This is a genomic window from Methylobacterium tardum, from assembly GCF_023546765.1.
Classification (GTDB): Bacteria; Pseudomonadota; Alphaproteobacteria; order Rhizobiales; family Beijerinckiaceae; genus Methylobacterium; species Methylobacterium tardum.
This window is the reverse complement of record NZ_CP097484.1, coordinates 5,285,679-5,309,418: the sequence shown is the minus strand read 5'-3', so window position 1 is coordinate 5,309,418 and position 23,740 is coordinate 5,285,679. Positions and strand designations below refer to the sequence as shown.

The 23,740-nt window shown below is 71.2% G+C and carries 19 protein-coding genes and 3 pseudogenes; 8 read left to right on the top strand and 14 right to left on the bottom strand.

The annotated features are described in order from the left end of the window. Together M6G65_RS25335 and M6G65_RS25330 are read left to right on the top strand one after the other, a co-directional pair. Nucleotides 1-1,869: a tetratricopeptide repeat protein gene (locus tag M6G65_RS25335; protein ID WP_250103036.1), complete on the top strand. Its 1,869-nt coding sequence runs from the start codon at nucleotides 1-3 to the stop codon at nucleotides 1,867-1,869. Between the two features lie 471 nt (nucleotides 1,870-2,340). Continuing rightward, a pseudogene (locus tag M6G65_RS25330) lies at nucleotides 2,341-4,013 on the top strand (formate--tetrahydrofolate ligase). Between the two features lie 255 nt (nucleotides 4,014-4,268). Here M6G65_RS25330 and M6G65_RS25325 read toward each other — a convergent pair. Both M6G65_RS25325 and M6G65_RS25320 read right to left on the bottom strand, forming a co-directional pair. Further along, nucleotides 4,269-5,636 carry an 8-oxoguanine deaminase gene (locus tag M6G65_RS25325; protein WP_238195978.1) on the bottom strand — a complete coding sequence of 456 codons (1,368 nt, stop codon included), beginning with the start codon at nucleotides 5,634-5,636 and terminating at the stop codon, nucleotides 4,269-4,271. Between the two features lie 83 nt (nucleotides 5,637-5,719). After that, entirely contained in the window at nucleotides 5,720-6,208 is a 489-nt protein-coding gene (locus M6G65_RS25320) for a DUF305 domain-containing protein (protein ID WP_238195977.1), read from the bottom strand. A 177-nt stretch (nucleotides 6,209-6,385) separates the two neighbouring features. On the opposite strand from M6G65_RS25320, the gene M6G65_RS25315 reads away from it, so the two are divergent. Both M6G65_RS25315 and M6G65_RS25310 read left to right on the top strand, forming a co-directional pair. Then, the gene (locus M6G65_RS25315) at nucleotides 6,386-6,970 is read left to right on the top strand and encodes a MarR family winged helix-turn-helix transcriptional regulator (RefSeq protein WP_238195976.1); all 585 of its coding nucleotides are present in this window, start codon (nucleotides 6,386-6,388) and stop codon (nucleotides 6,968-6,970) included. Then, nucleotides 6,967-7,671: a response regulator gene (locus M6G65_RS25310; protein WP_192710434.1), complete on the top strand. Its 705-nt coding sequence runs from the start codon at nucleotides 6,967-6,969 to the stop codon at nucleotides 7,669-7,671. Before M6G65_RS25315 ends, M6G65_RS25310 begins: the two co-directional genes overlap by 4 nt. Before the next feature lie 127 nt (nucleotides 7,672-7,798). Here M6G65_RS25310 and M6G65_RS25305 read toward each other — a convergent pair whose 3' ends face one another. The 4 genes from M6G65_RS25305 to M6G65_RS25290 form a co-directional block, all read right to left on the bottom strand. Then, nucleotides 7,799-8,686 carry a Brp/Blh family beta-carotene 15,15'-dioxygenase gene (locus tag M6G65_RS25305; protein ID WP_238195975.1) on the bottom strand — a complete coding sequence of 296 codons (888 nt, stop codon included), beginning with the start codon at nucleotides 8,684-8,686 and terminating at the stop codon, nucleotides 7,799-7,801. A gap of 65 nt (nucleotides 8,687-8,751) precedes the next feature. Beyond that, nucleotides 8,752-9,504: a bacteriorhodopsin gene (locus tag M6G65_RS25300; RefSeq protein ID WP_238195974.1), complete on the bottom strand. Its 753-nt coding sequence runs from the start codon at nucleotides 9,502-9,504 to the stop codon at nucleotides 8,752-8,754. A 324-nt stretch (nucleotides 9,505-9,828) separates the two neighbouring features. After that, the gene (locus M6G65_RS25295; RefSeq protein WP_238195973.1) at nucleotides 9,829-10,068 is read right to left on the bottom strand and encodes a hypothetical protein; all 240 of its coding nucleotides are present in this window, start codon (nucleotides 10,066-10,068) and stop codon (nucleotides 9,829-9,831) included. 101 nt (nucleotides 10,069-10,169) lie between these two features. Beyond that, complete coding sequence (locus tag M6G65_RS25290; protein ID WP_250103035.1) at nucleotides 10,170-10,994, bottom strand: 2-keto-4-pentenoate hydratase; 825 nt, start codon at nucleotides 10,992-10,994, stop codon at nucleotides 10,170-10,172. 193 nt (nucleotides 10,995-11,187) lie between these two features. Here M6G65_RS25290 and M6G65_RS25285 point away from each other — a divergent pair, with 193 nt between their 5' ends. Beyond that, nucleotides 11,188-11,931, top strand: coding sequence for a dienelactone hydrolase family protein (locus M6G65_RS25285; protein WP_238195971.1), 744 nt, complete (start codon nucleotides 11,188-11,190; stop codon nucleotides 11,929-11,931). Nucleotides 11,932-11,953: 22 nt separating this feature from the next. Here the strand turns inward: M6G65_RS25285 and M6G65_RS25280 are convergent, their stop codons facing one another. The 8 genes and pseudogenes from M6G65_RS25280 to rho form a co-directional block, all read right to left on the bottom strand. Next, entirely contained in the window at nucleotides 11,954-12,832 is an 879-nt protein-coding gene (locus M6G65_RS25280) for a TIGR01459 family HAD-type hydrolase (protein ID WP_238195970.1), read from the bottom strand. Nucleotides 12,833-12,978: 146 nt separating this feature from the next. Further along, entirely contained in the window at nucleotides 12,979-14,184 is a 1,206-nt protein-coding gene (locus M6G65_RS25275; RefSeq protein WP_238195969.1) for an extracellular catalytic domain type 1 short-chain-length polyhydroxyalkanoate depolymerase, read from the bottom strand. 206 nt (nucleotides 14,185-14,390) lie between these two features. After that, nucleotides 14,391-15,113 (bottom strand): DNA polymerase III subunit epsilon, encoded by a 723-nt coding sequence (dnaQ, locus tag M6G65_RS25270; protein WP_238195968.1) that lies wholly within the window; start codon nucleotides 15,111-15,113, stop codon nucleotides 14,391-14,393. 690 nt (nucleotides 15,114-15,803) lie between these two features. Further along, a pseudogene (coaE, locus tag M6G65_RS25260) lies at nucleotides 15,804-16,361 on the bottom strand (dephospho-CoA kinase); the annotation flags it as partial. Between the two features lie 80 nt (nucleotides 16,362-16,441). Continuing rightward, nucleotides 16,442-17,332 carry a shikimate dehydrogenase gene (locus M6G65_RS25255; protein ID WP_238195966.1) on the bottom strand — a complete coding sequence of 297 codons (891 nt, stop codon included), beginning with the start codon at nucleotides 17,330-17,332 and terminating at the stop codon, nucleotides 16,442-16,444. Continuing rightward, nucleotides 17,329-18,306 (bottom strand): cation diffusion facilitator family transporter, encoded by a 978-nt coding sequence (locus M6G65_RS25250; protein WP_238195965.1) that lies wholly within the window; start codon nucleotides 18,304-18,306, stop codon nucleotides 17,329-17,331. The genes M6G65_RS25255 and M6G65_RS25250 overlap by 4 nt, the downstream gene beginning before the upstream one ends. Nucleotides 18,307-18,399: 93 nt before the next feature. Next, nucleotides 18,400-18,930 (bottom strand): annotated as a pseudogene (locus tag M6G65_RS25245) (Maf family protein); the annotation flags it as partial. A 272-nt stretch (nucleotides 18,931-19,202) separates the two neighbouring features. After that, nucleotides 19,203-20,543 (bottom strand): transcription termination factor Rho, encoded by a 1,341-nt coding sequence (gene rho / locus M6G65_RS25240; RefSeq protein WP_238195963.1) that lies wholly within the window; start codon nucleotides 20,541-20,543, stop codon nucleotides 19,203-19,205. 391 nt (nucleotides 20,544-20,934) lie between these two features. Between rho and M6G65_RS25235 the strand changes: the two genes are divergently transcribed. The 3 genes from M6G65_RS25235 (at nucleotide 20,935) to M6G65_RS25225 (ending at nucleotide 23,599) form a co-directional block, all read left to right on the top strand. Next, nucleotides 20,935-21,438, top strand: a complete 504-nt coding sequence (locus M6G65_RS25235) for a DUF3429 domain-containing protein (RefSeq protein WP_238195962.1) — start codon at nucleotides 20,935-20,937, stop codon at nucleotides 21,436-21,438. Between the two features lie 292 nt (nucleotides 21,439-21,730). Then, entirely contained in the window at nucleotides 21,731-23,278 is a 1,548-nt protein-coding gene (gene hisS / locus M6G65_RS25230) for a histidine--tRNA ligase (protein ID WP_238195961.1), read from the top strand. A gap of 78 nt (nucleotides 23,279-23,356) precedes the next feature. Then, nucleotides 23,357-23,599 (top strand): hypothetical protein, encoded by a 243-nt coding sequence (locus M6G65_RS25225; protein WP_238195960.1) that lies wholly within the window; start codon nucleotides 23,357-23,359, stop codon nucleotides 23,597-23,599. The last annotated feature ends 141 nt before the right edge of the window (nucleotides 23,600-23,740 follow it).

The window sequence follows — 23,740 nt, the reverse complement described above, 5'->3', positions numbered from 1 at the left end:
ATGATGACATCTCGCGCCCGCCGGAGCGTTTCGGCGCTCGCCCTGCTGCTCGCCGCCGGGCTTCCGCAGACCGGGCTCGCCGCGCAGCCGAGGGAATCGACCCCGGTGCTCGACTACGAGCCCGCGGATTCGCTGGAGGGCAACTTCCTCTCCGCCTACATCGCGGGCGCGTCCCGGGACACGGCGGCGGCGGCGACCTTCTACCGCGAGGCGGTCAAGGCCGACCCGCGCAACGCGGAACTCGCCGAGCGCGCCTTCATCTCGCTGCTCGCCGATGGCGCCCTGCCGGACGCGTTCCGCACCGCCGAGAAGCTGATCGCCCGCGATCCGACCAACGGGCTCGCCAACCTCTCCCTCGGGGTGCGCCAGATCAAGGCCGGCCAATGGGCCGCCGCCCGCCAGAATTTTTCGCGCAGCGGCCGGGGCGCCGCCACGGACCTGACCGCGACGCTGCTCACCGCCTGGTCGTATGCCGGCGCCGGTGACGGCAAGAAGGCGCTGGAGACGGTCAACAAGCTCCGCGGCGAGCGCTACTACAACACGTTCCGCGACTACCATGCCGGCCTGATCGCGGCGGTGACCGGCGACAATGCCGAGGCCGAGCGCCGCCTGAAGGCGGCCTACGAGGCCGACCGCAACACCCTGCGCATCGTCGATGCCTACGCGCGGATGGAGGCGAGCCTCGGCCGCACCGACTTGGCGATCCAGGCCTATTCCGATTTCGACCAGCTCTCGCCCCGCCATCCGCTGGTGCGCGACGCCCTCGACAAGCTCAAGGCCGGCAAGCCGCTCACGCGCCTGATCGGCAACGCCCAGGAGGGCGCCGCCGAGGTGCTGTACGGGCTGGGCTCCGCGGGCTCGACGCAGGGCGACGAGCTGCCCGCCGTGATCTACCTGCGGCTGGCGCTCTATCTCGCCCCCGACCACGCCCTCGCCCGGCTGACGCTGGCCGACACCCTCGACCGGATGAAGCAGCCCGAGCGCGCCAACGAGGCCTACGCGCAGATTCCCGCCAATTCCCCGCTCAAGCTCAACGGCGACATCCAGATCGGCCAGAACCTGGAGCAGATGGGCAAGGGCGACGAGGCGCTCGAGCATCTCGACGCCACCATGAAGGCGCATCCGGACGACATCGACGTGATCACCGCGCTCGGCAACGTCCAGCGCGCGCGCAAGAAGTACGAGGAGGCGGCGGCGACCTACACCCGCGCCATCGACCTGATCGGCGACCGGCCGCAATCCAATTACTGGACGACCTACTACTTCCGCGGCACCGCCTACGAGCGCGCCAAGCAATGGCCGAAGGCCGAGGCCGACCTGAAGAAGGCCCTGTCCCTGGTGCCGGCCAGCCAGCCGGCCGCCAAGGCGCAGGTGATGAACTACCTGGGCTATTCCTGGGTCGACCAGAACACCAATATCGACGAGGCGTTCAAGCTGCTGCAGCAGGCCGCTGACGCGAGCCCCCGCGACGGCATGATCGCCGACAGCCTCGGCTGGGCCTATTTCCGCCTCGGCCGCTGGGACGACGCGGTGCGCGAACTGGAGAAGGCGGTCGAGCTGAAGCCCGGCGATCCGACCATCAACGACCACCTGGGCGACGCCTACTGGCGCTCCGGCCGGCGCCTCGAGGGCAAGTTCCAGTGGCAGCACGCCAAGGACCTGAACCCCGAGCCGGACGACCTCGCGCAGATCAACGCGAAGCTGAAGGACGGCCTGCCCGACATCGAGAAGCCGACCGCCACCGCCGAGACCGTGCCGGCCCCGGTCGCCGCCCCGCACAACGCCGAGAACCCGGAGCTGCCGAAGGGCGCGCCGCAGCCGCACGAGGCGCCGGGCGCCGCCGACAAGGCCAAGAAGTCCGGGGGCTGACGGGGCCGCGCCCGTCCTTCCCGGAGCGCTCACGGCTCTCCGCGGTGTCGGCGCACCGCGGCCGCTTCCTCCCGTCATTCCGGGGCCGCGCAGCGGAGCCCGGAATCCAGATCCGCCGGCCCGCCAAGATCCGGCACCGATCGCGGTTCTGGGTTCCGGGCTCGCCTTCGGCGCCCCGGAATGACGGCGCGGATCTCCGGCCGATGGCGGTCAACACGGAAATGAGTTTTTCAAAGCGTGTTGCCTTTGGCCTAATAGGCCAGGGGGACGCGCGGTGAACGCCGAGGTGACCATCCTTTCCGGATCGACAAGAGTATTTTGTCGGCCACCTCATAAAAATCGACGCGCATTTCCGAACGGTTTGACGCACAGTGCGCAGCCGTTCGCGGGCGGCTGCCCGCACGACCGGTCACCCGCACGGCAACAGCCGGCGGTCGGGCGCCGAGCCCGCAATCCAGGGAGGGAACGCCCATGCCGTCAGACATCGAGATCGCCCGCGCCGCGACCCTGAAGCCGATCGCGCAGGTCGCCGAGCGACTCGGCATCCCGGATGACGCGCTCCACAATTACGGCAAGCACATCGCCAAGATCGACCACGGCTACATCGCCGGGCTGGAGAGCCGGAAGCCCGGCAAGCTCGTGCTGGTCACCGCGATCTCCCCGACCCCGGCCGGCGAGGGCAAGACCACCACCACGGTGGGCCTGGGCGACGCCCTGAACCGCATCGGCGAGAAGACCATGATCTGCCTGCGCGAGCCCTCGCTCGGGCCGTGCTTCGGCATGAAGGGGGCGCTGCCGGCGGCGGCAAGGCGCAGGTCGTGCCGATGGAGCAGATCAACCTGCACTTCACCGGCGACTTCCACGCCATCACGTCGGCCCACAGCCTCGCGGCCGCGCTGATCGACAACCACGTCTACTGGGCGAACGAGCTCAACATCGACGTCCGCCGCATCCACTGGCGCCGCGTCGCCGACATGAACGACCGCGCGCTCCGTCAGATCACCCAGTCGCTCGGCGGCGTCGCCAACGGCTTCCCCCGCGAGGACGGGTTCGACATCACGGTGGCCTCCGAGGTGATGGCGGTGTTCTGCCTCGCCAAGGATCTGGCCGACCTGGAGGAGCGCCTCGGCCGGATCGTCATCGCCGAGACCCGCGACCGCAAGCTCGTCACCCTCAAGGACGTGAAGGCCACCGGCGCCATGACGGTGCTGCTCAAGGACGCCCTGCAGCCGAACCTCGTGCAGACGCTCGAGGGCAACCCGGCGCTGATCCACGGCGGCCCCTTCGCCAACATCGCCCATGGCTGCAACTCGGTGATCGCCACGCGGGCCGGCCTGCGGCTCGCCGACTACACGGTGACGGAAGCCGGCTTCGGCGCCGATCTCGGCGCCGAGAAGTTTTTGGACATCAAGTGCCGGCAGGCGGGCCTCGCCCCCTCGGCTGTGGTGGTCGTGGCGACGATCCGCGCCCTCAAGATGCACGGCGGCGTCGACAAGAAGAACCTGGGCGGCGAGAACATCGACGCCCTGGAGAAGGGGTTCGCCAACCTCGCCCGGCACGTCACCAACCTGCGCGGCTTCGGCCTGCCGGTGGTGGTCGGCGTCAACCACTTCCACGCCGACACCGACGCCGAGCACGCCAAGCTCAAGGAGCTGTGCCGCGAGCGCCTCGACGTCGAGGCGATCACCTGCCGCCACTGGGCCGAGGGCGGCGCCGGCGCCGAGGAGCTGGCCCGCGCGGTGGTGAAGCTCAGCCAGGCCGAGCCGGCCCCGATCCGGCACGCCTACGAGACCGAGAGCCGGCTCACCGACAAGATCCGGGCGATCGCCACCAAGCTGTACGGCGCCGCCGACATCCAGATCGAGACCAAGGCCGCCGGCAAGCTCGCCACCTTCGAGAAGGACGGCTACGGCCACCTGCCGATCTGCATGGCCAAGACCCAGTACTCGTTCTCCACCGACCCGACCCTGATGGGCGCCCCCGAGGGCCACATCGTCGGCGTGCGCGACGTCCGGCTCTCGGCCGGCGCCGGCTTCGTGGTGGCGATCTGCGGGGAGATCATGACCATGCCGGGCCTGCCCCGGGTGCCGGCCGCCGACACGATCCGGCTGGATGCCAACGGGCAGATCGACGGGCTGTTCTGAGGATCGTCGCGCGGGGCTCGCCCAGGGACGAGCCCCGCCGTTCAGGCGTGACGGACGCGCAGGCCGGCGCGGACGGGACAGTTTCCACCGCGCGACGCCTCGTCAGTTCGGCGAACGCAGCGCGAAGTGGGCCGCTCGTCTTCGCGAGCGGAGCGAAGCAATCCAGGGACACACCACATCCCGAGATCGCGCGCTGCCCTGGGTCGCTTCGCTGACGCTCGCGATGACGGAGCGGGTCGGGTCAGGGCTCGCCCTCTACACCGCCCCGAACAAGTCCACCGCCAGCCGGGAATGGGCCTCGCGCAGCAGCCCGGTATCGACCCCGAGCGGCTGCCCGTCGATCACCCGCCACTGACCCGCCACCATCACCCGGTCGGCCCGGGTGGCGCCGCACAGGACGAGAGCCGCCAGCGGGTCGTGGGCGCCGGAGAAGCGCAGTTCGTCCAGAGTGAACAGCGCGAGGTCGGCCTCCCGGCCCGGCGCGATCCGGCCGATATCGGAGCGGCCGAGGCACGCCGCCGAGCCCTCGGTCGCCCAGCGCAGCGCGTCCAAATGCGTTACGGCCTCGGCCCCGTAGGTCAGCCGGTTGATCATCAGGGCGTGGCGCACGCCCTCCATCAGGTTCGAGCTGTCGTTCGAGGCCGAGCCGTCGACCCCGAGGCCGACGGGCGAACCCGCCGCCTCCAGGTCGCAGGTGCGGCAGCGGCCGGAGGCCAGGGTCATGTTCGAGGTCGGGCAGTGGCACACGCCGACGCCGGCCCTGCCGAGCCGCGCGACCTCGGCATCGGTGAAGTGGATGCCGTGGGCGAGCCAGACCCGGTCGTTCAGCCAGCCGACCTCCTCCAGATACTCCACTGGCCGGCAGCCGAACATCGACTGGCAGTAATCGTCCTCGTCCAGCGTCTCGCCGAGATGGGTGTGGAGCCGGCACGCGTGCCGGGCGGCCAGCGTGGCGCTCTCGCACATCAGGCGCTTGGTCACCGCGAAGGGCGAGCACGGCGCGAGCGCGACCTGCACCATCGCGCCCGGGGCGGGATCGTGGAACAGGTTCAGCACCCGCTCGCAATCGGCGAGGATCGTGTCATCGTCCTGCGTCAGCGCCGCGGGGGGCAGGCCGCCCTCCCGGTCGGACAGGCTCATGGAGCCGCGGGTGATGGCGGCGCGGATCCCGAGGGCCCGGGCCTCCACGACCTGGACGTCCATCGAATCCTCCAGGCCCTTCGGGAACAGGTAATGGTGGTCGCCCGCGGTGGTGCAGCCCGAGAGCAGCAGCTCGGTGAAGGCCACCTGCGTGGCGAGCCGGAACGCCTCCGGGGTGATCCGCCCCCAGACCGTGTAGAGCGCCTTCAGCCAGGGGAAGAGCGGCTTGTTGATCGCGAGCGGATGGGCGCGGGTCAGAGTCTGGAAGGCGTGATGGTGGGTGTTGATCAGCCCGGGGATGACCACGTGGCGCGACGCGTCGAAGGTCTCGTCGACGGGCGCCGCGGGCTTCGCGCCCGCCGGCACGTGCTCGACGATCCGGGTGCCCGCGACCACCACCCCGCCGCCGGCCCCCTCGGCCAGGATGGCGAGCGGATCGCGGATCCACAGGCGGCGCGGGCCCGGTTCAGCTGCCTCGGCCATGCTCTCGGTCGCTCCGTCCGCCCAATCCGGGATGCGTAGCGGAGCGATCCGACCTCCCGCAAGCCTGCGCCGGGCGCAGTGCGCTAGCGGATGCCCGCGCCCGGTGCCCAGGACTGGCCGCGCATCTCCGCGCGGGTCCCGGCCTCGGCAGACTGGCTCCGGAACGAGTCCGCCGTCAGGACGTGCTGCGGCGCCCCGCCGGCCGGCACGGCCACGCCCCGCCGGGTGAGCCAGGCCTCCATCTCGGCGATCTCGCGCTGCTGCTCGACGATCACCGCCTCGGCGAGCTGACGGGTCCAGGGATCGGTCGCGTGCACGAGGGCGACCTGCGCCATCGCGATCGCGCCCTGGTGATGCGGGATCATCTGAAGCCGGAAATCGACGTCCGGATCCCCCGTATAGGGGACCGCCATGGCGCGCATCATCGCGCCGTGCGCGGCCTTGAAGCCCTGCGTCGCCGGCGGGTCGCGGCCGGGCCCGTGCGCGGACGAACTGTGAGCTGAATGCTGGGCGAGGGCCGTGCCCGCGGTCAGAACGAGCCCGAGGCCCAGAGCTGGCCCGAGATGTCGCATGCCTGTTTCCCCTCCGCGCAAGTGCCGATCCAGGGTCGATTCGGGCACGCTAGGGCTTGCCATGGTGGCAAGGTCAACGTCGCGACACCGATCGGCGGCGATCAGGGTTGACGGGCCCGGCCGTGCTTGGGAAACGTCACGGAGACTGACCTATCACCCGTTGGGAGCGGCCGCGCCGTGACACGGACAGCCCCGCGCGAAGGGTCCTTCGCGGCCAAGCCCGTCCCGGGCGCCGCGCCGGCGACCCTCGGCAGCGACGACCTGATCGAGCTCCTGTTCTTCGCCTACCGGGATTTCGTGGGCGATCCCGACCGGATCCTGGCGGATTACGGCTTCGGCCGGGCCCACCACCGGGTGCTGCACTTCGTCGACCGCTATCCGGGCCTGACCATCGCCGAGCTCCTCGACATCCTGCGCATCACCAAGCAGAGCCTGAACCGGGTGCTCAAGGACCTGATCGGGCAGGGCTACATCGCGCAGAAGCCGGGTTCGAGCGACCGGCGCCAGCGCCTGCTGTACTGCACGGAGGCCGGCGCCGGGCTCGCGGCCGACCTCACGCGGGTCCAGGCGCGCCGCCTCGCCCGGGCCCTCGCCGCACCGGACGCGCGGGGCTCCCCGGAGGACTTCCTGATGGCGATGATCGAGCCGGAGGACCGCCCGGCGGTCCAGCGCCTGATGGCACGGCGCGGGAGCGCGGCCGACGCCCGTGCAACCGACCCGCGCGCGGCCGATTTCCGCGCGACCGGCGGGGGCGGCGCGTGACGGCCGCCCGGGCCGAGCTGCCCGACGAGGCGCCGCACGTCCTCGTGGTCGACGACGACCGCCGCCTGCGCGACCTGCTCGCCCGCTACCTCACCGACCAAGGGTTCCGGGTCACCACGGCGGCGAGCGCCGCCGAGGCAAGGGCCCGGGCCCAGAGCGTCGTGTTCGACGCGATGGTGCTCGACGTGATGATGCCCGGCGAGAACGGCTTCGACTACGCCCGCAGCGTGCGCGAGACCTCCCGGGTGCCGATCCTGATGCTCACCGCCCGCTCCAACCCGAACGACCGGGTGATGGGCCTGGAGATCGGCGCCGACGATTACCTGCCCAAGCCGTTCGAGCCCCGGGAGCTGACGCTCCGGCTGAACAACATCATCCAGCGCGGCGTGCGCCCGCGCGCGGCGGCCGCCGAGGCCGTGACCTTCGGGCCGTTCGCGTTCCGGATCGACCGGGGCGAGCTGCGCCGGGACGACGAGCTGATCCGCATCACCGACCGCGAGCGCGAGATCCTGACGATCCTGGCCATGGCCGGAGGCGGCAATGTCGAGCGCGAGCAGCTCGCCGGCTCCGGCGGGGCGGCCATGGAGCGCACGGTCGACGTCCAGATCAACCGCCTGCGCCGCAAGACCGAGGTCGATCCCGCCAACCCGCTGTTCCTGCAGACGGTCCGGGGCGTCGGCTACCGGCTGGCGGTGGATTGAGGACGGGTCTGAGCGACATCAGCTGAGCCGTCGTAATGTCCGAGAGGGGGAAAGCGGAAGGTCGGCTTGGAGGCTCGCCTTGGCGTCAACCGACATGATCCTCGAAGCATCGCGCTCACCGCGGCGGCTAATAGTCTGAACGGCTTTGATGCCGCGCTGCGATGTGGTCGAGGAGAATGTGCGGGACGGTCAGGGCCGACAACATCTGGAGCGTCACGGTCAGAAGATTGGCCGACACGTCAGATGAGCCAGAGGCATAGAGCGGCCAGAGGCCAGCGCCCAGTAGGAGGGTCAGAGCGAAGATCGGCAGCGAAGTGCGGACGGCCCGCTGCATCGTATCAACGCCAGGGGCCTTGATCGGGTCTCGCACCAGAGCGAGCATGTGCCTGGGCGCATGAAGGCCGACGAAGTACAGGGTGAATGCCGTCAGGGGTGGTAGCGCCAGGAAGGCCGCAGCCAAGCCCGTGATCTCACCGAGCACGTTCCACCGTGCTTGGCGCGTCAGAAGCCACGCCCCTGTCAAGGCAAGCCAGAGCCACGCTGCGGCTGACCACCAAGTGGGAAGCTGCGGCATCGGCATACGCGCAACGACCGAGAAGATCTGTGCCGTTTCCTCCGGGCGTAGCAGCGCTGGCAGTGCGATCGGTAGGCCCCCGCGTACAAGCGCCTCGATTGGTCTGCCCGAGCCCGCGTCCTCCTCGCCGAAATGCAGAACCGATACAGCCAGGAACCCCGCCAGGGTTGCAAGAGGCAGGACCTGCCAAGCCAGGAGAACCAGCGCGGAGAGACCGAGATACGGGATGGCAAAGACCCCGAACCATGCACGCCCGTATCGGGGGCGCAGCAGCGGCGCCGCCACCGCGCCGTCCAGGGCACCGTGGGGAACGCCGAGGACGATCACCGCGGTCAGAGCCACCAGCCAGGAGGCTTCGCGCGGCAGAAAGGCAGAGGCGACCAGCCCGAGCACAGCCAGCACGCCGGCGCCTTGCAGCAGCCGGGTCCACAGTGAAGGCATGCGGTGGCGGCTCGCGCCGGCGGTATCCCCGAGGAGGGAGAAAGACGACGGAGCCGCCATCCGCTTCAGGCCGCCCGGCGCAGCGGCGTGGCAGCGACAGATCCATCCTTCAGATCGCGATCGACTGTGCGCGTCGTCTCCAGGGTCGCCATGATCCCGTAGACGACCTTGGCGGTCAGATCGAGGATGGCGATCACTGCCAGGGCCGCAGTCGGCGATAGGATGCCGAGGCCGTCCTGACCGACAAGCAGGACGATCGGGTAGGCCGACCACACTCCCGTGAGGAACACGGCATTTCGCACGAAGGCTTTGCGCACATCGGCGCGCTCAGAGGCGTTCTCCTCACGCAATTGCACGAAGATCCCGTAGAACACGGCGAGAAACCCGCCGCAGGAGATGGCGAACCACGTCCACTTGATCGCGGCGACATCGGACAGGCCAAAGGCCAGGGCCGTCACGATCATGATCAGGTCAGAGCCGATCAGCCCCCAGACAACGGCCGGCCGGCGCATGCCAGAGTGCATCGCCGTGCGCGAGAGCCCGACGAGCAGCAGAGGCGTGGTGAACGTCCAGTCGATGTAGCGCGCGAAGTAGAACTGGCGCGCAGCCTCTGCCGCATCGGGACCGGCGGGGAGGACGAGACTTCCCTGTCCCGTGGCCATAGCGAAGTAGGAGCAGGCTGCGATGATCGGCACGATCCCGTGGATGATCCCATCGGCCTCTTCGGCGGGTGTCCGCCGCTTTGCCATGAATAGGATCGCGGCAGCTCCTGCCGCCATGCCCGCGAAGCCGAGCCACAGCCAGAATTGAGGCGTCATCGATGTCTCATTGGGATAGGGATGAAAGAGCTGCGCACGAACGTGGCGGCACCCTGCCCAATAGGCTTGGAACGAGATCGTTGCGTAGGATGATTGTCGCAGTTGCGCCAAATCTGAGCCGCAGCCTTTGCCAAAGGCTTGGCGACGTTTTTTTGCTTCGGGAAGTCGCGGGTTCGTGATCCGACGACTTACAGCCGGGCCACATCGGACGTCCGCTTCAGGGTGGGCGAACGGGCTCCGAGTACGGCCGCGATGGGTCGGAAGCAGCCACCTCACGCTCAACCCGAATGGGTTCAGACCCGAAGGGGATAGAGGCCTGGGGCGTCACACCGGGCGCGGCTCGTCGGGTTTCAGCTTGAGCGCCTTGGCGATCCGGGTCGACAGGCTGCCCACGATGGCCAGGGCGGCCTGGGGATCGACCCGTGCGCGCACCGCTTCCAGCGCCTCCTCGGGACCGGGCTTCATCACCGCGTAGACGAGGGTGCTCGACCCATTGCTGCGCGACCGTTCCGCCGCGACGGAGACGAGGAAGGCCGTGTAACGTCTCCGCGGGCGACCAGGCATGTTTCTGCATGTGGCATGTCGGCTAACTATCGCCAATGCCTGATTCCGGCAGCCGCTCCGGAAGAAGCACCACTATCCTACACCAACCCGCGCCGGGCTCTTCAGATCATCGCAAGGTCGATGCCGGGCAGCGGCAGCCCGTCGAGCCGCGCGCGCCAGCTTTGCCCGGGGGCGATCGGCAGCGCGTCGGTGAGGGTGCCGGTGGTGATGATCTCGCCGGCCGCGAGCGGCGGGGCGTCCGGATCGTTAGCCAGCACATCGGCGAGATGGCCGAGGGCCGCGAGGGGGCCGGTGCCGAGGACGTTCCGGCCGCCGCCCCGGTCCGCGACCGCCCCGTCCCGCAGCAGGTCGACGGTGAAATCCGCGAGGCGGCCGATCCAGGCCTGCCTCTCCGCGGGGGCGATCCGCACGCGCTCGCCGACCACCAGCAGTCCGTGCAGCCCGAAGGCCGCGACCGTGTCGGGGGCCGCGAAACGCCAGCCGGGAAAGAGCGACTGCACGATCTCGAACCCGGCGGCCGCCCAGTCGAGGCAGCCGATCAGGGCGGGCGCGTCCATGCCGGGCTCCGGGGGACGGGCCAGGCCGAACACGATCTCGGGCTCGATCCGGGGCTCCACGAAGGCCGCCAGAGCGACCGGACCCGGCAGCGCGTCCCGGTCGCGCAGGGTGGTGTCGTAGACGTGGCCCCAGATCGGCGCGCGGACGCCGTAGCGGTCCCAGAGCGTCGTGTTGGTGAAGCCGATCTTGCGGCCGATGGCGCGCTCGCCCCGCGCGGCGCGCAGGTGCCGCACCTCCTCGGCCACCCGGTAGGCGGCCGGCAGGTCGAGGGCCCGATCCCACCCGGTCAGCGGCGGGATCTGGCGGCGATGCTCGTGCGCGGCCAGGATGGTCCGGGCGTGGTGCGCGGCAGAGAGAGGCTCGGTCATCAGCACCGCTTCCTTAGTTGGGCCATGTGGCTCGGGATCCGCAGAGTCGCGCCGGAGACGCGGCGGTACGACGCGCGGGGACCATCGGCCAGGAACGAGCCGGCGACAAACCGGACCGACCGGCCACGTTCGCCCCCTGGCGGTTTCCGGCGGCCGGGCGCAGAAGGGTCCGGCCCCCGTTGAGGAACACCGCATGCGCGTTGAGCCCGTCGCGATCCAGACCCGGGACGGCGTGTGCCCGACACAGGTGGTCACGCCGGACGGCGCCGGACCCTGGCCCGCCGTGATCCTCTACATGGATGCCGGCGGCATCCGGCCGGCCCTGGTCGACATGGCGCGGCAGCTCGCGGCCGGCGGCTACGTCGTGCTGCTGCCGGACCTGTTCTACCGCTACGGACCCTACGCGCCGTTCGTGCCCGCGGAGGTGTTCAAGGGCGACTTCCGGGCGATCCTGGGCCCGCTGATGGCCACGACCGATAATGTGAAGGCGGCGGCGGATACCGGCGCCCTGCTCGCCCATCTCGACACGCGCGACGACGTCGCCGGCCGGAGCGTCGGGGCGGTGGGCTTCTGCATGGGTGGCCGCATGGCGCTGACCGCGACCGCGACCTATCCCGACCGGTTCGCGGCCGCGGCGAGCTTCCACGGCGGCAACCTCGCCACCGACGAGCCGACCAGCCCGCACCGTCTCGCGCCGCAGCTGAAGGCCGAGCTCTACATCGCGGCGGCCGAGAACGACGGCAGCTACCCGCCCGAGATGGCCGAGCGGCTGGAAGGGGCGCTGTCGGCGGCGGGCATCCGCTACGGGGCGGAGACCTACCCCGCCGCGCATGGCTGGATGATGCCGGATTTCCCGGTCTACGACCCGGCCGCCGCCGCGCGCGGCTGGACGGCGATGCTGGCCCTGTTCGACCGGACGCTCTCCCGCAGCGGGTGAGCGGGGTCGTCCGCGCGGGCCGCTACCAGACCAGCCGCTCGATCACCGCGTCCGGGTGCACCGCCTGCTGTCCGAGCCAGTCCGCCACGTCGCCCAGCCGGTGGTGCTCGGCGGTGACGCCGAGTTCCTCCGCGTGGATGCCTCGTGCCACCAAGAGGCTCGCGATGCCGAAGCCGTTGGCCCCGGCAATGTCGGTGCGGATCGCGTCGCCGATCGCCAGCACCCGGGCCGGATCGACGGGCGCGCCGGCGAGTTCGCCACCCTTGGCCAGGGCCGCCTCGTAGACCGGGCGGTGCGGCTTGCCGGCATAGACCACCGCGCCGCCGATCTCCGCGTAGGCCGCCGCGATCAGGCCCGCGCAGGGGATCAGCCGGTTGCCGCTCTCGACCACGAGATCGGGATTGGCGCAGATCAGCGTCAGCCCGCGGGCGGCGAGGCGCTCGAGCTCCGGGCGGTAATCGTCCGCGGTCTCGCTGCGGTCGTCGAACAGGCCGGTGCAGACGATCAGGTCGGCCTCCGCCTCCGGGACGAGGCTGAGATCGAGGCCCTGGAAGATGCCGAGGTCGCGCTCCGGCCCGAGATGCCGGATCCGGGCGCCGGGGCGGGCGGCGATCAGGTCGTGGGTGAGGTCGCCCGAGGTCAGGATCGCGTCGTAGGCCTCCCGCGGCACCCCGAACCGGTCGAGGATGCGGCCGACGCCGTCCCCGGGCCGGGGCGCGTTCGAGACGAGCACCACCCGGCGGGGCCGGTCGCCGGAGAGAGTGCGGAAGCGGATCAGCGCCTCGCCGGCGGCCGTATGGGCCTTCTGGCCGTCATGCAGCACGCCCCAGACGTCGCAGAGGATCAGGTCGTACCGGTCGGCGATCTCGGCGAGGCCGTTCAGGGTCGGGATGGCGGTCATGATGGTCCGTGGAAATTTCTCGGGTTTCAAAAGGTCCGGGACCTTTTGCGGGTGCAGGGCGGAGCCCTGCAAGCGGGCGAAGCCCGTTCAGAGGCCAGGGCTCCGCCCCGGCAACCCGCCGAAGGGCACAGCCCTTGGGAAACCCATTACCGGCGTTGCGGGCCGAGCCGGTGCTCGGCGAAGAAGTCGAGCATGGCGCGGGAGGCGTCGGGTCCCTCGCGATCCGTGTAGCTGCCCTCTGGGCGGCCGCCCGACCAGGCGTGGCCGGCGCCGCGCACCCGCCAATCCTCGACCACGGCCCGACCGGTCTCGTCGAGGTAGCGGGTGCGGGTGAAGGGATGGCCGCGGCCCTCGATGGTTTCGGACCGCGCCGTCAGCCCGGCGATGTTGGCCTGCGTCAGGACCTGATCGGCGTTGCGCACGCTCACCGTGCCGTCATCCTCGCCGTGGAAGACGATCGTCGGCACCCGCGTCGCCGCGGCCGGGGCGCCGAACGGCGTCGTCGTGCCGAGACCCGGCGCGCCGACCTGCATGGCCATCAGCGCCGAGCCGAGATCGCGGGCGCAGCCGGCCGCGAGGCCCGAATGGACGCCCACGGCGGCGTAGAGGTCCGGATAGGCGCGGGCGATGTTGAGGGCGGCCGCGCCCCCCGCCGACAGGCCGGCGATGTAGACCCGGGCCGGGTCGATCGGGTGTTCGGCCATCACCGCGCGGGTGAGGCCCGCGATGATCGCCGGCTCGCCGGAGCCGCGGGCCTGGTCCCGGGGCTCGTACCAGTTCCAGCAGCGCTGCGCGTGGGCCTGACGGCTCTGGGCCGGATAGGCCACGAACACGCCCGCGCGCTCGGCCAGGGCGTTCATGCCGGTGCCGGCGGCGAAATCGTCCGGGTTCTGCGTGCAGCCGTGCAGCATCACGATCAGCGGCGCCGCGGCCTCCGGATGGCTCGGGATGAACAGCTTGTAGTCGCGGCTGCCGGCGGCATCGGTGTAGCTCAAAGGCACGAAGCCGCCGCCGGCGGGTTTCCGCTCATCGGCCGGCGCGGGCTGCCGCAGGGGATGGCCGAGGCCCTTCAGCACCGGCGCGAGGCCGCGCACGACCTGACCGACCACCTCGCCCATCACCTCGCGCACCCGGGTGCCGGATTCCGGCGCGGCACTGCGCGCGGTCTCGGCCCGGTTCTCGCCGGCGGGGGTGGAGGCGGGGGGCGCGGCCTTCTGGCCCGCGAGGCTGCGCTGGATCAGGGCGGTCGCCTCCTCCAGGCGGCCGAGGCCGGTGAGGCGGGTGGCCTCGATCATGTCGGTGAACGGCGAAGCGCCGCCCTTCTCGTCGCGGCTGCCGAAATCCTCGGTCATGCGTGCGCGCCTCGTTGCCTCAGGATTGCTGTCGCGGCCCGGCCCGGCACGTCTGTGCCGCCGCATGGCCGATCCGCACCCGATCGCCAGATGGGACGTCGGCCCCGTATTGTGCATTGCAGTAAACGCCGATGTGCGCTGCGGCAACAGCCCCCGGCGCAACCCTCCGGTCTCCTGATCCGGCGTTACGCGGAGGGGTCGGCGGATCAGGCGGGGTCGTCCGCGCCGATGTAATCGGCCCAGATCGCGGCGGGACCGAGGCTGGCCCGGAAGCTGTCGTGGCGGGCGCGCTCCGCCTCGGTCAGCCGGCTGCGGTAGGGGCGGGGCGTTGCGGAACTCGTCTGTCGCGCCGCCGATCCGGCGACGGGAGCGGCGACCTCCGCCGCGAGCAGCCCGAGGCTGGTCTGCTTGCCGCCGAGCAGCTCGACATAGACCTCCGCGAGGATCTGCGCGTCGAGGAGCGCCCCGTGCTTGGTGCGCTTGGTGTTGTCGATGCCGTAGCGGGAGCAGAGGGCGTCGAGGTTGTTGGCCGCACCCGGGTGCTTGCGCCGGGCCATCGGCAGGGTGTCGACCACGTCCTCCAGCCGGATCGGCGGCGGGGCGCGGTCCCCGAGCCGCGCGTATTCCATGTTGAGGAAGCCGACGTCGAAGGGCGCGTTGTGGATGACGAGGCGCCCGTCGGCGAGGAAGTCCAGCAGCTCGCCGACGATCTCGGCGAAGACCGGCTTGTCGGACAGGAACGCGTCGGACAGGCCGTGGACGTTGAACGCGCCCTCGGAGACCGCCCGCTGCGGGTTGCAGTAGCGGTGAAAGGTTCGGCCGGTGGGGATGTGGTTGAGGAGCTCGACGGCGCCGATCTCGATCAGCCGGTCGCCGCCCTTCGCCTCCGTGCCGGTGGTCTCGGTGTCGAGGACGATCTCGCGCAGCATGGGTCTCGCGGCTCGCAGGTGGGAGACGGATTCTAGCCCGATAGTCCGGCGCGGTTAAGCTCCCGTGCCTCTCACCGCAGGGCAATCGCTCCAGCGAAGGTTTTGTCGAGACCGATCACGGTCGCACGCGCTCGATCTGCCGGCCGAGATGCCGGAGGCGGGTCCATCGACTACTCCGTCATTCCGGGCGCCGCAGGCGAGCCTGGAATCCAGAGCCGCCGACAGCGCAAGGTTTGGACCTGTCGGCGGCTCTGGATCCCGGGTTCCGCTGCGCGGCCCCGGGATGACGGGATGGGAGCTTGAACGTCAACCCGCCGCCCGCGTGCAGGGGACGATGAGATCCTCGGAAGCGGTTGCCCTGCCGCTTACCGGGACATGTTACGGTAGACGCAGACGCGGCCCTGGTCCTCGTAGCCGGCCGGACAGGCGGTGACGCAGGCGCCGGCGGCGAATTTCTTCGGCGGCGGGCAGGCGGTGGCGTACTGGGCCTGAGCCGGCGCGGCGGGGAGCGCCAGCATGATGGCCGAGAGGGCGGCGGCCAGGATCGTCGCCACGACGCCGCCGGAGCGAACCGGACCGATTCCTCTGAAGCGCCACGCCATGCCGTCCATCCTGCACTCGGTTCACCCCCGAACTGCAACTCCAGATAGGCAAAGGCGCGGCCGGATCACCCGCCGGCCCGGTGCGGCGGCGCACGCCCTCGGTGAGCGCGGCCACGATCCGCGCCACCGCGGCCTCGGCGGCGGGAAAGCCCCTGCTCGTGTCGATGACGAAATCCGCCCGGGCGCGCTTCTCGGCATCGGGCATCTGCTTGGCCAGGATCGCCGCGAAGGCCGCCGCGTCCATGCCGGGACGGGCCAGGACCCGGGCGCGCTGGACCTCGGGCGGGGCGCTCACCACCGCGACCGCGTCGCAGCGGCCCGCGCCGCCGGTCTCGAAGAGAAGCGGGATGTCGAGGACGACGAGCGGGGCGTCCGCGTGCCGGGCCAGGAAGTCCGTGCTCGCCGCCCGGACCAGCGGGTGGACGATCGCCTCCAGGACCGCCATCCGGTCCGGTGCGTCGAGCACGGCGGCGCGCAGCCGGCTGCGGTCGACGCCGCCGTCCGCGTCGAGCACGCCGGGAAAGGTCTGTCCGATCGCCGCCGCGGCTGCGCCGCCGGGCCCGTAGAGGGCGTGGACGGCGGCGTCGGCGTCGTGGACCGGGACGCCGAGCCGCGCGAACATCGCCGCGGTGGCCGACTTGCCCATGCCGATCGAGCCGGTCAGCCCGAGGATGACGGGCCCGGAACCGGCCTTCGGCCTGATGGAGCGAGATCCGGCCTTCGGCCTCACGGGGCGAGATCCGCCACGATCCGGTCGCGCAGGGCCGGGGTGACCGCGGGGCGCAGGCCGAACCAGGCTTCGAAGCCGGGCACCGCCTGGTGCAGCAGCATGCCGAGCCCGTCCACGGCCGCGAGCCCACGCCGGCGCGCGGCGGCGAGGAGGTCCGTCTCCAGGGGCGCGTAGACGATGTCGGCCACGGCCGCGTCCGCCGGCATCGGGGCGAGGTCGAGGACGAGGGGCGGCTGCCCCTTCATGCCGAGCGCCGTGGTGTTGACGAGGAGCCCGGCCCCCGCCAGCGCCGCCGGCAGGTCGTCCCAGGCGAGGGATTCGCCGATGCCCGGCGCCAGGGCCGCCACAGCTTCGGCCCGGGATGCCGTGCGGTTGGCGACCCGGATGCGCCGGACCCCGCGCTCGGCGAGGCCGACCACGATCGCCCGCGCGGCGCCGCCGGCCCCGAGCACCACGGCGGTGCCGCCCGCGCGCTCCGGCCAGGCCGCGCCCAGGCTCTGGTCGAGATGGGCGCAGAAGCCCGGCGCGTCGGTGTTGTCGCCGCGGATCCGGCCGTCGGCCTCGACCACCAGGGTGTTGACCGCCCCGATGGCTTTCGCCCGCGGCGTGAGCGTGTCGGCCAGCGCGAAGGCCGTCTCCTTGTGGGGGATGGTGACGTTGCCGCCCCGGTAGCCGGAGGCGGGCAGGCCGCGGATGAAATCCGGAAAGGCCTCGGGGGCCACGTCCAGGCGCTGGTAGGAGCCGGGGATCCCGTGCTCGGCGAGCCAGTGGCCGTGGATCAGCGGCGAGCGCGAATGCGCGATCGGGTGGCCGACCACGAAGGCGCGGCGCTCGGTGCCGCGCGCGTCCGGCAGGGTGCTCGGGGACTCGCTCTTGGACGCGCTCATGCCGCGCAATCCTGCGCGAGGCGGCAGGCCGGGCCGCCGGCCTCCTCGATCTGCAGGGTCGCGTGGCCGATGCCGAAACGCGCGCGCAGGCCCTCGGCGGTCTCGGCGAGGAAGCCGTTGCCGGGCAGGCGGTGGGCCTGATGGCCCTCCGCCATCACGAGATGGACCGTCAGGGCGACGCTGGTGGTGCTCATGGGCCAGATATGCAGGTCGTGGAGGCCGGCGACGCCGGGCCGGCCGAGGAGGAAGCCCGTCACCGCGTCCGGGGAGATCTCCGGCGGCACGGCGTCGAGGGACATGGCCACGCTGTCGCGCAGCAGGCCCCAGGTCGCCCAGACGACCAGGGCCGCGATCACGAGGCTGACCGCCGGGTCGAGCCAACTGAGCCCGGTGAGCTGGATCACGAGGCCGGCCACCACGACGCCGGCCGAGACTGCGGCGTCGGCCGCCATGTGCAGGAAGGCGCCGCGGACGTTGATGTCGCCCTTGGCGCCGCTGGCGAACAGCCACGCGGTCAGGCCGTTCACCAGAATCCCGATCGCGGCCACCACCATCACGGTCGTGCCCGCCACGGGCTCGGGATGGACCAGCCGGACCAGCGCCTCCCAGATCACCGCCCCCATGGCGATCAGCAGGAACACGGCGTTGAACAGGGCGGCCAGGATCGAGGAGCCGCGATAGCCGTAGGTGAAGCGCGCGGTGGCCCGCCGGCGCACCAGGATGGCGGCGATCCAGGCCGCCGCGAGACCCAGAACGTCCGACAGGTTGTGGCCGGCATCGGCCACAAGGGACATGGAGTTGCTGAGGTAGCCGTAGGCCGCCTCGACCACCACGAAGGCGGTGTTGAGCACGATGCCGATGGCGAAGGCGGTGCCGAAATCCTTCGGCGCGTGCGCGTGGCCGCCATGGGCATGACCGCCGTGCCCGTGGCTGCCGTGCGAATGGCCGCCATGCGAATGGTCGTGTCCGGCCAAAAGGTGCTCCTTCAGAAGGCCGAGGTAGCCGGCACTGCGCAGCCGGGCGAGGAGCGGCAGCAGCGGCAGGCCCAGCACGGTGCTGTGGTCCCCGGCCACCGATTCGAACAGGTGGATCCCCGGCCCTTCGAGCTGGTAGCCGCCGACGCTCGCCCGCACGCGCTCCGCGCCGGCGCACTCCACATAGGCCGCGATCGCCCGGTCATCGAGGGGGCGCAGGGTCAGTCGGGCGGTCTCCACGAAGGCGTCCCGCACCGCCCCGGCCAGGACCACGGCGGAATGGAGGGCGTGGGTCCGGCCAGACAGGCGGGCGAGCTGCGCCCGGGCGGCCTCGGCATCGACCGGCTTGTGGAACACGGTGCCGTCGCAATCGAGCACCTGGTCGGCGCCGAGCACGACCCGCCCCGGGAACCGTGCCGCCACCGCCTCGGCCTTGGCGCGGGCGAGCACCAGGGCGAGGTCGGGCGGGGTCAGGCCGGCGCGCGCCGCCTCGAGGGCACGCTCGTCGACGTCGGGCGACGCGGTCTCGACCGGCAGGGCGGCGCTCTCCAGCAGGAGGCGCCGGGTCGGGCTGGTCGAGGCGAGGAGGAGCGGGGCCGAGCCGGTCCAGGGCGAGCGGAGCATCGCGCCAGTGTCACGGATCCGGGCGTGGGTGCAAGCCGGGCTGCGACGAGCCCCGCCGCCGGGATCGACCGGGCGGCGGGGCTGTCGCGGCGCCGATACGCAACCTGGCGCCCGAAGAGGACCTTGGCAGGGACCGGTTAGGGGACAGTCAACGGGCGCATCGCGCAGCCGGTCGCTTTCGTGCCGCGGCGGGACAGGGGCAGAGGCGCACCGGCCCTCCAACCCACCCCCTCATCCTGAGGTGCGGGTCGGGGGGCCATTGAACCGCCGCCTCAGGTGTTCATCGAATCGAAGAAGTCGCTGTTGCTCTTGGTCTGGCGCAGCTTGTCCAGCAGGAACTCGATCGCGTCGGTGACGCCCATCGGGTTGAGGATGCGGCGCAGCACGTAGGTCTTCTTGAGCGAATCCGGCGGGACCAGCAGCTCCTCCTTGCGGGTGCCCGAGCGGGTGATGTCGATCGCCGGGAAGATGCGCTTGTCGGAGACCTTGCGGTCCAGGATGATCTCGGAATTGCCGGTGCCCTTGAACTCCTCGAAGATCACCTCGTCCATGCGCGAGCCGGTGTCGATCAGCGCGGTGGCGATGATCGAGAGCGAGCCGCCCTCCTCGATGTTGCGGGCCGCGCCGAAGAAGCGCTTGGGCCGCTGCAGGGCGTTGGCGTCGACGCCGCCGGTCAGCACCTTGCCGGAGGACGGCACCACCGTGTTGTAGGCGCGGCCGAGGCGGGTGATCGAATCCAGCAGGATCACGACGTCGCGCCCGTGCTCCACGAGGCGCTTGGCCTTCTCGATCACCATCTCGGCGACCTGCACGTGGCGGGTGGCCGGCTCGTCGAAGGTCGAGGCGATGACCTCGCCCTTCACCGAGCGCTGCATGTCGGTGACCTCCTCGGGCCGCTCGTCGATGAGCAGCACGATCAGGTAGCACTCGGGGTGGTTCAGGGTGATCGACTGCGCGATGTTCTGCATCAGCACGGTCTTACCCGTGCGCGGCGGCGCCACGATCAGGGCGCGCTGGCCCTTGCCGATCGGCGCCACGATGTCGATGATCCGCGGCGAGAAGTCCTTCTTGGTCGGGTTGTCCAGCTCGAGCTTGAACCGCTTCGTCGGGAAGAGCGGCGTCAGGTTGTCGAAGTGGACCTTGTGCTTGATCTTCTCGGGGTTCTCGAAATTGATCGTGTTGACCTTCAGGAGCGCGAAGTAGCGCTCGCCGTCCTTGGGGCCGCGGATCGGGCCCTCGACGGTGTCGCCGGTCCGCAGGCCGAAGCGGCGGATCTGGGTCGGCGAGATGTAGATGTCGTCCGGGCCGGGCAGGTAGTTCGAGTCGGAGGAGCGCAGGAAGCCGAAGCCGTCCTGCAGCACCTCGACGGTGCCCGAGCCGATGATCTCGACCTCCTTGGCAGCGAGCTGCTTCAGGATTGCGAACATCAGCTCCTGCTTGCGCATGGTCGAGGCGTTCTCGACCTCGACCTCCTCGGCAAAGGCCGTCAGATCGGTCGGCGTCTTCGACTTGAGGTCCTGGAGCTTGACCTCGCGGACGCCGACGAGGGCGGCGGGCATCTCGACCGGCTCGGCAGTCTCGATATCGGCGAGGTCGTCGGGGTGTGGCGTCATGGGGTGTCTTGCAACCGACGGAGAAGGTGGGAGGGCCGGTTCTGTGCCAAGCACCCGGGGGACGGGCGCTGAAGGGCGGGCCGCGCTGCGGCGAGGGGCCCGTGGATCAGGGTGGCGAAACCGATTTGGCAGGACCCTCACGGCTCACGGGCGCGCTGCGGCGCAGACCTTGTGATGAGGGCCCCGCACAGATAACGCCTTTTTTCCCTGACCTCAAGGCCCCCGCGCGGCCCGCTCCCGGGCCTCGCCGCGGCGCTCCGCCGGCGCTAGACAGGCCGACGCCGCGAGACGGCTTTCGGGCCGGTTCCGGAACCGTGCCGGCGCGCGACCGTTGCCCGTCCCGGCGCTGCACTGCAGCAGACCTCCGCACTGAAAGCCCCGCCCGACTCCCATGCGCGACGACGCCACCGGACGCACCCTCACCACGCACGAGCCGCGCCGGATCCCGTGGCTCGACATCGTCTTCGGCTTCGGCCCGATGGTGCCGATCGCGGTCGGCGCCGCCGCGACGTGGTGGCTGAACGGGCAGCCCCTCGACTATCTCGTAGCCCTGTTCACCCTGCTCTACGCGGCCTCGATCCTGCTGTTCCTGGCCGGCGTCCACCGGGGCGTCAGCTTCCGGACCGAGGGCGGCCCGCAGGCCTCGCAGATCGTGACGATGCTGGTCCTGTACGCCCTCGGCCTGTTCAGCCTGTTCGCGGCGGTGATGGGCAAGGCCGTGCCGGCGCTGGCGATGCTGATCCTCGGCTACGCCCTGATCGGGATCCTCGACCCGATCGCGGCCCGCGCCGGCGAGGTGCCGCTCGCCCATGCCCGGCTGCGGCCCCTGCAGATGCCGATCGCCGTCATCAGCCTCGCGGCCCTGCTCTGGCTCAAGCTGACGGCGCCGTACTGATCGAGCCCGCTTCCGCACCATCATCCCGGGGCCGCGCAACGGAGCCCGGGATCCAGATACGCCGGCGCGCCAGATCCTGACGCCCAAGGTTCTGACACCCAAGGTCCTGGCCCCATGACGGTACGTCCCGCGCGCGATGGCGGCGATGGCCTTGCGCCGAGGGCCTTCGGAAACCGAATTCCCCTTTCCGATCGCATGCTCTAGAGCCCGGCCCCAGGATCTCCGCCCGGCGGAGACGATCGAAGATTCGATGCGGACCTGGATTCCGGGTCCGCGAGAAGCGAATGCACCCATGTCCAAGGCTGAAACTCCGAAGGCCGAGAAGGCCGAGACCCTGAAGCCCCGCCTGCCGCGCGGCTTCGTCGACCGGCGCGCCGGCGAGATCGCCGCGCAGGGCCGGATGCTGGAGACGATCCGCAAGAGCTTCGAGCTCTACGGCTTCGAGGCCCTGGAGACGCCCTTCGTCGAGTACACCGAGGCTCTGGGCAAGTTCCTGCCCGACCTCGACCGCCCGAACGCCGGCGTGTTCTCGTTCCAGGACGACGACGAGGCGTGGCTGTCGCTCCGCTACGACCTGACGGCGCCGCTCGCCCGCTTCGTGGCCGAGCACTACGACGCCCTGCCCAAGCCCTATCGCAGCTACCGGGCCGGCTACGTGTTCCGCAACGAGAAGCCGGGGCCGGGCCGCTTCCGCCAGTTCATGCAGTTCGACGCCGACATCGTCGGCGCCGGCAGCGTCGCGGCCGATGCCGAGACCTGCATGCTGATGGCCGACACGCTGAACCGCCTCGGGCTCGGCGGCCAGTACGTGGTCAAGGTCAACAACCGGAAGGTGCTCGACGGCGTCATGGAGGCGATCGGGCTCGCCGGTCCCGACAAGGCCGGCCAGCGCCTCACGGTCCTGCGGGCGATCGACAAGCTCGACCGGCTGGGCGTCGACGGGGTGCGCGACCTCCTCGGCGTCGGCCGCAAGGACGAGAGCGGCGACTTCACCAAGGGCGCGGGCCTCGACGCCACGGCGATCGGCCGGATCCTCGCCTACGTGTCGTTCCAGGCCGATGCCGCGGACGGCGCCGACAAGGTGGCGTTCTGGGAGAAGTTCTTCGGCGGCTGGCACGAGGCGGTCGGCGATTCCGAGACCGGCCGCGAGGGGATCGCCGAACTGCACGCGATCATGCGCCTCTGCGCCGCCGCCGGCTACGGCCACGACGTGATCCGGGCCGATCCGAGCGTGGTGCGCGGCCTCGAATACTACACCGGCCCGGTCTACGAGGCCGAGCTGACCTTCCCGGTCACCAACGAGGACGGCCAGACCGTGCGCTTCGGCTCGGTGGCGGGCGGCGGGCGCTACGACGGCCTCGTCGGGCGGTTCCGGGCCGAGCCGGTCCCGGCCACCGGCTTCTCGATCGGCGTCTCGCGGCTGTTCTCGGCCCTGCAGCTCGTGGGCAGTCCCCTGATCGCCGGCGCCGAGGCGCCCGGGCCGGTGGTGGTGCTGGTCCTCGACCGGGAGAACATGGCCGATTACCAGCGGCTCGTCGCGCTCCTGCGCGCCGACGGCATCCGGGCCGAGCTCTATCTCGGCGCCGCCGGCATGAAGGCGCAGATGAAGTACGCCGACCGCCGCCGCGCCCCGGTGGCCATCATCCAGGGCTCGAACGAGCGGCTGGCCGGCGAGGTCCAGATCAAGGACCTGATCGCGGGCGCTCAGGCGGCCGAGTCCATCGCCAGCAACGCCGAGTGGAAGGCGGCGCGGCCCGCGCAGGTCTCGTGCCCCGAGGCCGACATGGTGGCACAGGTCCGCGCCGTGCTGGCCCGGCATTTTCCGTCACCGGAGATCTGAGACACGCGCATCGAACCGCACATCGAACGCAGGGGCTCCGGCGGCGTTGTCGTCGGTCGATGCCGTGGAGATGGCGGGATGCGCGCGAAGATCCTCATCCTGTCCCTCGGCCTGATCTGCGCCGGCGCGGGACCCGTCTGGGCCGCCCGGCCGGTCCTCGACCGGCTGCCCAGCGCCGTCGCGCAGGCCACCCCCGGGACCGGAAGCGCGCCGATCCTCAGCGCCGGGATCGCGGGGGCGCCCGCCGTGACCGTGCTCGCTCGCCGCAAGCCGGTCCGGCGCCCGCGCGGGGCGCGCCTCGGCAGCCTCCGGCCGCTCTGAGCCAGTCAGGTCCTTGATTCCGTAGCGGATATCGGGTCCCGGCGCAGGACCTGCCCGGGACTGCGCAGTCCTGCGCGGCGCGCCGGCCCGGTGCCGGCGCGCTGCGTGTCGCCAAGTCCGGTCGCGGTTGCTACAGAGCGC

What these genes read in the sequence shown, in the direction of transcription:
- M6G65_RS25335 (WP_250103036.1), top strand. Translation starts at nt 1, where the DNA reads ATGATGACATCTCGCGCCCGCCGGAGCGTTTCGGCGCTCGCCCTGCTG.
- M6G65_RS25325 (WP_238195978.1), bottom strand. Translation starts at nt 5,636, where the DNA reads ATGGCCGAGGCAGCTGAACCGGGCCCGCGCCGCCTGTGGATCCGCGAT.
- M6G65_RS25320 (WP_238195977.1), bottom strand. Translation starts at nt 6,208, where the DNA reads ATGCGACATCTCGGGCCAGCTCTGGGCCTCGGGCTCGTTCTGACCGCG.
- M6G65_RS25305 (WP_238195975.1), bottom strand. Translation starts at nt 8,686, where the DNA reads ATGCCTTCACTGTGGACCCGGCTGCTGCAAGGCGCCGGCGTGCTGGCT.
- M6G65_RS25300 (WP_238195974.1), bottom strand. Translation starts at nt 9,504, where the DNA reads ATGACGCCTCAATTCTGGCTGTGGCTCGGCTTCGCGGGCATGGCGGCA.
- M6G65_RS25295 (WP_238195973.1), bottom strand. Translation starts at nt 10,068, where the DNA reads ATGCCTGGTCGCCCGCGGAGACGTTACACGGCCTTCCTCGTCTCCGTC.
- M6G65_RS25290 (WP_250103035.1), bottom strand. Translation starts at nt 10,994, where the DNA reads ATGACCGAGCCTCTCTCTGCCGCGCACCACGCCCGGACCATCCTGGCC.
- M6G65_RS25285 (WP_238195971.1), top strand. Translation starts at nt 11,188, where the DNA reads ATGCGCGTTGAGCCCGTCGCGATCCAGACCCGGGACGGCGTGTGCCCG.
- M6G65_RS25280 (WP_238195970.1), bottom strand. Translation starts at nt 12,832, where the DNA reads ATGACCGCCATCCCGACCCTGAACGGCCTCGCCGAGATCGCCGACCGG.
- M6G65_RS25275 (WP_238195969.1), bottom strand. Translation starts at nt 14,184, where the DNA reads ATGACCGAGGATTTCGGCAGCCGCGACGAGAAGGGCGGCGCTTCGCCG.
- dnaQ (WP_238195968.1), bottom strand. Translation starts at nt 15,113, where the DNA reads ATGCTGCGCGAGATCGTCCTCGACACCGAGACCACCGGCACGGAGGCG.
- M6G65_RS25255 (WP_238195966.1), bottom strand. Translation starts at nt 17,332, where the DNA reads ATGAGCGCGTCCAAGAGCGAGTCCCCGAGCACCCTGCCGGACGCGCGC.
- rho (WP_238195963.1), bottom strand. Translation starts at nt 20,543, where the DNA reads ATGACGCCACACCCCGACGACCTCGCCGATATCGAGACTGCCGAGCCG.
- M6G65_RS25235 (WP_238195962.1), top strand. Translation starts at nt 20,935, where the DNA reads ATGCGCGACGACGCCACCGGACGCACCCTCACCACGCACGAGCCGCGC.
- hisS (WP_238195961.1), top strand. Translation starts at nt 21,731, where the DNA reads ATGTCCAAGGCTGAAACTCCGAAGGCCGAGAAGGCCGAGACCCTGAAG.
- M6G65_RS25225 (WP_238195960.1), top strand. Translation starts at nt 23,357, where the DNA reads ATGCGCGCGAAGATCCTCATCCTGTCCCTCGGCCTGATCTGCGCCGGC.